Origin of the sequence: Pseudomonas sp. NPDC088429 (assembly GCF_044753305.1) — a bacterium.
GTDB lineage: Bacteria > Pseudomonadota > Gammaproteobacteria > Pseudomonadales > Pseudomonadaceae > Aquipseudomonas > Aquipseudomonas rustica.
This window is the reverse complement of sequence record NZ_JBIVMX010000123.1, coordinates 1-5,453: the sequence shown is the minus strand read 5'-3', so window position 1 is coordinate 5,453 and position 5,453 is coordinate 1. Positions and strand designations below refer to the sequence as shown.

Sequence of the window (5,453 nt, the reverse complement as noted above, 5' to 3'; positions counted from 1 at the left end):
GCCCCCCCCGATGCCCCGCCCGCCCCCCCCCCCCCCGCCCCCCCCACCCTGGGCGACGCACCAGAAATTGCTTATATGACACGCCGAACACAGTGATCAACACTCAAAAAGGCTGCAGGCATAGCCCGCCGAAAAATAGCCGGGAATTGTACCTGATACACGGCGCAAGCGTCACGTTCACCTGTCACCCGGATTGCATGCAAAAACGCCCCGGTCTGTCGACCGAGGCGTTTTCGAGGTTAAAACACTGGCAAAACCGGCGGCATCAACCGGCCCGTCTCAGCAGCCAGACACCGAGCAGCGCACACACGCCGGCCGGCACCAGCACCGCAAACAGCGGCGAGAAACCGAACACCAGGCTCGAAGGGCCGAGCAAATCCTGGACAATGCGGAAGGTGAAGCCGACCAGCACACCGGTGAACACACGCTGACCGAGGGTCACCGAACGCAGCGGGCCGAAGATGAACGAGATCGCCATCAACACCAACGCAGCAGTCACCAGCGGCTGCAACACCTTGACCCAAAACGCCAGCCAATAACGGCCGTTGCTCAGGCCTTGTTCAGACAGATAGTGGATGTAACCCCACAGACCGCTGATCGACAGCGATTCCGGCGCCATCACCACCGTGCTGAGCAACTGCGGGCTAAGGGACACGTCCCAGCGCTCGGCCGGCACATTGACCACTTCGGTTCTGCGCTCATGGAAAACCGTGGTGGTGACATCGCTAAGCTGCCAGTGATCTTTGTCGAATTCGGCTTTTTTGGCGAAGCTCGAACTCAGCAGATGACGCTCTTTGTCGAAGTGATAACGGGTCACGCCGTACAGCAAACCGTTGGGTTGAACGGCGTTGATGTGGATGAACTCTTCACCCTGACGGTGCCACATACCGTGCTTGGCACTTTGCGCATCGCCGCTGCCCTGGGCCAGCGAGCGATTGGCCTGAGCCATGCTTTCGGTGGCCGGCGCGACGTATTCGCCGATTAACAAACCGGCCAGCATCAGCACCAGCATCGGTTTCATCACTGCCCAGACGATGCGTCCGATTGAGACGCCAGCGGCGCGCATCACGGTCAGTTCGCTGCTGCTGGCCAGACTGCCGAGACCGATCAGACAGCCAATCAGCGCGGCCATCGGCAGCATTTCGTAGAGACGGCGCGGCGCGGTGAGCATCACGAAGCTCAGCACATCCATCAGCGTGTAGGTGTCGCTGACGTCGCTCATTTCATCGATAAAAGCGAACAAGGTCGCCAGACTCAGAATGATCGCCAGCACGGCGATGATCGCCATGAACACGCTGCTGCCGATGTAGCGGTCGAGTTTAACCACGAGCCACCTCCAGCGCAGCGCTGCGACGGCTGGCCATCTTCAGGCGCAAAGGCTCCCAATAAAGCAGGCCGAGACCGATAAACAGGAAGATCGCGTGCACCCACCACAACCCGAGGGTCGGCGGGATCTTGCCTTTTTCGAGGGCGCCACGGGCGGCAATCAGGATGGTCAGGTAAGCCATATAAAGAAGAATCGCCGGCAGCAGCTTGAGGAAACGCCCTTGACGCGGATTGACCCGCGACAGCGGCACCGCCATCAGGGTCACGATAAACACCAGCAGCGGCAGGGAAAGACGCCATTGCAGTTCGGTTTTGGAGCGGATGTCATCACTTCCAAGCAAGGCTGAGGTCGGCATGGCGTCACGGTCGGTGACTTCTTCACTGACTTCAGGCTTGGGCAGCTGCACACCGTAGGTCTCGTAATGCACCGCACGATAATCCGCCTGACCCGGGCTGCCGTCATAGCGGTAACCGTTTTTGAGGATCAGGTAGCGGGTGCCGTCCTTGCGGCTCTCTTGGAGACCTGACTCGGCCACCAGAATGGAAATCCCGCGATCCTTTTTGTCGGCACCGAGGTTTTTCTGCGAAATGAACACGCCGCCCAGATTGATCCGGTCGTCGGTCAGGGTTTCGGTGTACGTCACCCGCGTACCGTCGCGCAGCGCCTGGAAGCGACCCGGTTCGAGGGTGTCGAATTCGGTCAGCGCGTCCTGCTTGTTCAGCAGCAACTGAAACTGGTTGGCGCCTTGCGGGGCCAAGCCCAGGCTCAGCCATGCCACCACCAACGCCACCAGGGTCGCCGGAAACAGGGTCATGCGAAACAGCTTCTGCTGGCTCATGCCGGTGGCCGAGAGCACGGTCATTTCGCTTTCGAGGTACAGGCGACCGTAGGCCAGCAGGATCCCGAGGAACAGGCCCAGCGGCAGAATCAGTTGCAAGAACCCCGGCAGACGAAAGCCCATGATCAGGAACAACGAGCCCGGATCGAGCTGGCCGGCAGCGGCCTGAGCCAGATATTTGATGAAGCGACCGCTCATGATGATGACCAGCAGCACGGCACTCACGGCGCTGAGGGTCAGCAGGACTTCGCGGGACAGATAACGGAAGACGATCAAACCAGACACTCCAGGGTTGTCAGGCTAAGGCGGCCAAACAAGCAAACACACCGACCGGCCCGCAACGCAGAGCCGTCGGAAAAAGATGCGGCATTATCCTGTGATTGGGGGCGCCTGTCACTGCGCACACTCATCCATGTCTGTAATCCGTTGCAGATCGTACAACCGAGGGTTGTCAGGCGCGGGGAGCGAGGTTCAAACTGCGGCCCTTGTCGCAGGCTTTGGCCTGCGCCTCTTCTATTTATAAGCAGGCGACTGCGGACACCGTCGAACGCCTGCGTGTTGACCATTCATTCAGGGATCCGGACATGGAACTGGTTGTAAAAAGCGTTAGCCCAGAAACGTTGAAAACCGCCACCCTGGTGGTTGCCGTCGGCGAAGGCCGCAAACTCGGCGCCGCCGCCAAACAGGTCGACGAACTGAGCGGTGGCGCGATCAGCGCCGTCCTCAAGCGTGGCGATCTGGCCGGCAAAGTCGGTCAAAGCCTGCTGCTGCACAGCCTGCCTAACCTCAAAGCCGAGCGCGTGCTGCTGGTCGGCGTGGGCAAGGATGAAGAACTGGGCGACCGTCCGTTCCGCAAAATCGTTGCCGGTATCCTCAATACTCTGAAAGGCCTGAACGGCAGCGACGCCGTGCTGGCGCTGGATGAAGTTATTGTTAAAAACCGCGACAGCTACGGCAAAACCCGACTGCTGGCGGAAACCCTGGTGGACGGCGAATACACTTTCGACCAGTTCAAGAGCCAGAAAGCCGAACCGCGCGTACTGAAAAAAATCACCCTGCTGACCATCAAGGCTGCCCAGGCTGAAGTGCAGCGCGCCGTGAATCACGCCACCGCGATCGCCAACGGTATGGCCTTCACTCGTGATCTGGGCAACCTGCCACCGAACATCTGCCACCCGACCTTCCTTGGCGAACAAGCCAAAAACCTGGGCAAAGAATTCAAGGATCTGAAAGTCGAAGTCCTCGACGAGAAGAAGATCAAATCTTTGGGCATGGGTTCTTTCTACGCCGTCGGCCAAGGCAGCGAGCAACCGCCACGTCTGATCGTCATGCAATACAACGGCGGCAAGAAATCCGAGAAGCCGTACGCACTGGTCGGCAAAGGCATCACCTTCGACACCGGCGGCATCAGCCTGAAGCCGGGCGCCGGCATGGACGAAATGAAGTACGACATGGGCGGCGCTGCCTCGGTGTTCGGTACCCTGCGCGCCGTGCTTGAGCTGAAACTGCCGATCAACCTGGTGTGCATCCTCGCTTGCGCGGAAAACATGCCGAGCGGCAACGCGACCCGTCCAGGCGACATCGTCACCACCATGAGCGGCCAGACCGTGGAAATCCTCAACACCGACGCCGAAGGCCGTCTGGTGCTGTGCGACGCGCTGACCTACTCCGAGCGCTTCAAGCCACAAGCGGTGATCGACATCGCCACCCTGACCGGCGCTTGCGTCGTCGCGCTGGGGGCGCACACTTCGGGTCTGCTGGGCAACAACGACGAACTGATCGGCCAACTGCTCAGCGCCGGCCAGGCTGCTGACGACCGCGCCTGGCAGCTGCCGCTGTTCGATGAGTATCAAGAGCAACTGGACAGCCCGTTCGCCGACATCGCCAACATTGGCGGCCCGAAAGCCGGCACCATCACCGCCGCGTGCTTCCTGTCGCGCTTCACCAAGAACCTCAACTGGGCGCACCTGGACATCGCGGGCACCGCATGGACCAGTGGCGGCAAGGACAAGGGCGCCACTGGCCGTCCGGTGCCATTGCTGACCCAGTACCTGCTGGATCGCGCCAAAGCCTGAACCCGCTGATGGGCGGCGGCGTCACTCTCCGGTGACGTCGCTTGCCGCTCTGGAACCGCAATGACCAAAGTCGATTTTTACATTCTGCCCAGCGCCGACCCTTCGGCTCGCCTGGACTTCGCTTGCAAGCTCACCGAGAAAGCCTGGCGCATGGGTCACCGCATCTATCTGCATTGCAGCGATGCCGCCCAGCGTGACGATCTCGATGCGCTCCTGTGGGCGTTCAAGGGCGAAAGCTTCGTGCCGCATGGCCCTGCCGACAGCGAACCGGACGGTTTGATCGTGCTGGGTGTGGGTGATGACTGCGGTCAGCATCAGGATTTGCTGGTCAACCTCGACCTGAAAGTCCCGGCCTTCGCCAACAAGTTCGCCCGGGTGGCGGAAGTGGTGGTCGAAGACCCGACGATTCGTGCCGCGGCGCGGGAGAGTTTTCGCTTCTACCGCGAACAGGGCTATCCTCTGCAAGATCACCGTTTACAGCGACTCTGAGCATTCCAATGGACACTCCGAAACCGCAGCAAAAGCCGACACACCTGCTCGACGATCTCGAATCGATCCGTCAGTTGCTCGGCGACGACAACCTGCAACCACCGCTGTTGACCGATACGGTCGATGAAGGTGAACAGGAACAGATTCCGATGTTGTTCGAGGCGGTCGGCCAAGAGCAGGCAGCCGTCGAACCGCAACCTGCGCCAACGCCGGCGCCGGCCGCGCAACCTGCGAAACCGGTGAATAAAGGCCCGGACGCCCTGCTCCACCTCGACAGCGAACTGCGCGCCGCCGCGCAATTGATCATGCAAGACGTGATCGACGACTTCGCGCCGCACATCGAAACCGAAATCAAACGGCGCCTTGATGCGCGGATGGAAAGGCTGCTCAGCCAATACGAATAAAGCCCCCCGCGCCTCCTGTGGCGAGGGGATTTATCCCCGTTGGGCTGCGCAGCGGCCCCAGCATTTGATGCTCAACGCATATTTACGGGAATGACGACTGCTTCGCAGCCGAACGGGGATAAATCCCCTCGCCACAAAGGCCCACTCCAACATTAGTGCCTACCCCCCCTCTCCCCCCGCTCGCCCTCGGCCCCATGCCCCGCTATACTCGTCGGCTTTTCCTGAATTAATGCCAATAGGGTCCCGCCGCGCATGGATAAGACCTACCAGCCGCACGCCATTGAAACTTCCTGGTACAACACCTGGGAGTCCGAGAACTA

Annotated in this window: 5 protein-coding genes; 3 read left to right on the top strand and 2 right to left on the bottom strand. The window is 60.5% G+C overall.

Features of this window, described 5'->3' with window-relative positions:
• Positions 1–265: 265 nt before the first annotated feature.
• Positions 266–1,327 carry an LPS export ABC transporter permease LptG gene (gene lptG / locus ACIP66_RS28050; RefSeq protein WP_400652474.1) on the bottom strand — a complete coding sequence of 354 codons (1,062 nt, stop codon included), beginning with the start codon at positions 1,325–1,327 and terminating at the stop codon, positions 266–268.
• Positions 1,320–2,441, bottom strand: coding sequence for an LPS export ABC transporter permease LptF (gene lptF / locus ACIP66_RS28045; RefSeq protein WP_053117386.1), 1,122 nt, complete (start codon positions 2,439–2,441; stop codon positions 1,320–1,322). Before lptF ends, lptG begins: the two co-directional genes overlap by 8 nt.
• A 308-nt stretch (positions 2,442–2,749) precedes the next feature.
• On the opposite strand from lptF, the gene ACIP66_RS28040 reads away from it, so the two are divergent.
• Genes ACIP66_RS28040 through ACIP66_RS28030 form a run of 3 tightly spaced genes read left to right on the top strand, consistent with a single transcriptional unit; the run spans position 2,750 to position 5,133 of the window.
• Positions 2,750–4,240 carry a leucyl aminopeptidase gene (locus ACIP66_RS28040; RefSeq protein ID WP_400652471.1) on the top strand — a complete coding sequence of 497 codons (1,491 nt, stop codon included), beginning with the start codon at positions 2,750–2,752 and terminating at the stop codon, positions 4,238–4,240.
• A 60-nt stretch (positions 4,241–4,300) separates the two neighbouring features.
• Positions 4,301–4,729: a DNA polymerase III subunit chi gene (locus ACIP66_RS28035; RefSeq protein ID WP_400652469.1), complete on the top strand. Its 429-nt coding sequence runs from the start codon at positions 4,301–4,303 to the stop codon at positions 4,727–4,729.
• An 8-nt stretch (positions 4,730–4,737) separates the two neighbouring features.
• The gene (locus ACIP66_RS28030; RefSeq protein WP_400652466.1) at positions 4,738–5,133 is read left to right on the top strand and encodes a DNA polymerase III subunit chi; all 396 of its coding nucleotides are present in this window, start codon (positions 4,738–4,740) and stop codon (positions 5,131–5,133) included.
• Positions 5,134–5,453 lie beyond the last annotated feature (320 nt).